Raw genomic sequence first — 2,191 nt, forward strand, 5'->3', positions numbered from 1 at the left:
CCAGGCTGTGTGAAAACGTCAGCGTCGATAGGGACGGGGCGTCTCTACGTGAAGTCCGTAGATATTCGGAATCATCTTCACTGCTCTGGAAGTCAGTTCTTACGACATTGGTTAAAGGATTTCTTGAGTTCATCGGTATCATTACTCTCGCCCTTCTCAAATCAGGTCATGCCATGAACCATAACCCTATGGAGTCCTGCCCCCGCTGTGGATCCGTCCAACACGTCAGACCAAAGGGAATTCTGATAGGAGCAGCAAGCCCAAAAAAACGCTTCAATGGGGAAGAAAAAGCAGGCTATCAACGCTTGGATCAGCTAGCAGTTGATGAATGCAAGCCTGCCCTTCTGAAAGCAGCGCCGCTGGAGCAGCTGGTTGATGGGTTTTATTGCGATCATTGCGGGGTGGGTTTTGTAACAAGCGAGATTGTACAAGGTGTCGACCGATCATCGCTCTAGAGACGATGACGGGGGTTGTTTAGATCGAAACGGCTTTTCATGACAGGCAGCAGTCGACCAGACCGGGTGAAAACGCCAGTGTTTGTCTAATCTTTTGATCGTCTAGATCGTATCGGGGGCGATCATGAAGCGATTCATTGAAGGTGAGGCACGGACGCAAGTGACGTTGCTGCCGGAGTGTCTGGACGATTACGTAGCCGAAGAAAATCCAGTGCGCGTGGTTGACGTTTTTGTCGATGAACTCGACCTGGGGGCGCTTGGTTTTGAGGGCGTCGATCCTGCCGCAACTGGTCGTCCGGCCTACCACCCAGCGGTGTTGCTGAAGATCTATATCTACGGCTACCTCAATCGGATTCAGTCCAGCCGTCGGCTTGAGCGAGAGGCCGAGCGCAACGTCGAGTTGATGTGGTTAACGGGGCGTTTGGCCCCGGACTTCAAAACCATTGCCGACTTTCGCAAGGACAACGGCAAAGCCATTCGCAGCGTATGCCGCCAGTTCGTAGTTCTTTGCCGCAACCTCAATCTCTTCTCCCAGTCGATCATCGCCATCGACGGCAGCAAATTCAAAGCCGTCAATAATCGCGACCGCAACTTCACTCAGGGCAAAGTGAAGGCACGCATGCAGCAGATCGAGCAGAGTATTGATCGATATCTTGCGGCGATGGATTCGGCGGATAGGGCAACGCCCGAAGTCGCCGAGGCCAAAGCAGAGCGGCTTAAGGAAAAAATAGAAACACTGAAAAAGCAGATGCAGAAACTCAAGGAAATCGAGGCGCAGCTCCACGAAAGTCCAGACCAGCAGATCTCCCTCACAGACCCAGATGCACGCTCAATGGCCACGAGCGGTCGAGGCACCGGAACGGTTGGCTACAACGTACAAACAGCTGTCGACGACAAACACCACCTGATCATTGCCCACGAGGTGACCAACGTTGGTAATGATCGTGGGCAACTGAGCAATATGGCGAACCAGGCGCGTGAAGAAATCGAGGCTGAATCGCTAACGGTGGTGGCCGACCGAGGCTATTACAAAGGTCTGGAAATCCTTGCTTGCGAGCAAGCCGGCATCACTACCTTCGTACCAAAACCCCTCACATCTGGCAGCAAAGCCGAAGGCCGATTTGGTAAGCAGGACTTCATCTACCTTGCTGCATCGGACGAGTATCGATGCCCTGCGGGACAGTTACTGACCCGGCGGCATTCTTCGGTGGAAGACGGCATGCTTCTGCACTGTTATTGGTTCTCGGGCTGCCAGTCCTGCCCAATGCAGAAGCAGTGTACGACCGGTAAGGAGCGCCGGGTAAAGCGCTGGGAACATGAAGCCGTAGTCGATGCGATGCAGGTACGGCTGGAAAATGATCCAACGATGATGAGGCGTCGCCGACAGACCGTTGAACATCCTTTTGGAACGCTCAAATACTGGATGGGAAGTACCCACTTCCTGACCAAAACCCTACCAAGGGTAAGCACCGAAATGAGCCTTCACGTGCTCGCCTACAACCTCAAACGGATGATGAGCATCTTCGGCATCTCAGGACTGCTTGAAGCGATCAGGGCGTGAATCCAACCGTTTGATCGACCGTGAGTGGCTGTTTGGGCCGCTGACGCGGCCCAAACAGCATTTACGAAGCCTATGTCGCTGACGAGGGCAATTCGCGCTTCCGCCCGCTGATTTCACAGGCAATCCTCGCGCCTCTCAGTTCTCGACGTATTTAGCGCGTTTTCACACAGCCTGG

The 2,191-nt window shown here is 53.8% G+C and carries 2 protein-coding genes; both read left to right on the forward strand.

All coding sequences use genetic code 11. From position 1 onward, the window contains the following. Positions 1 to 455: hypothetical protein (locus AC07V0_RS29945; protein WP_495020207.1), on the forward strand; the 455-nt coding region annotated here is incomplete at its 5' end. Positions 456 to 579: 124 nt separating this feature from the next. Continuing rightward, entirely contained in the window at positions 580 to 2,016 is a 1,437-nt protein-coding gene (locus tag AC07V0_RS29950; protein ID WP_495020208.1) for an IS1182 family transposase, read from the forward strand. Positions 2,017 to 2,191 lie beyond the last annotated feature (175 nt).

The sequence above is a fragment of the Pseudomonas sp. GW821-FHT01E10 genome (assembly GCF_059422365.1).

Coding starts and splice junctions, on each gene's coding strand:
- AC07V0_RS29950 (WP_495020208.1), top strand. CDS start 580: ATGAAGCGATTCATTGAAGGTGAGGCACGGACGCAAGTGACGTTGCTG.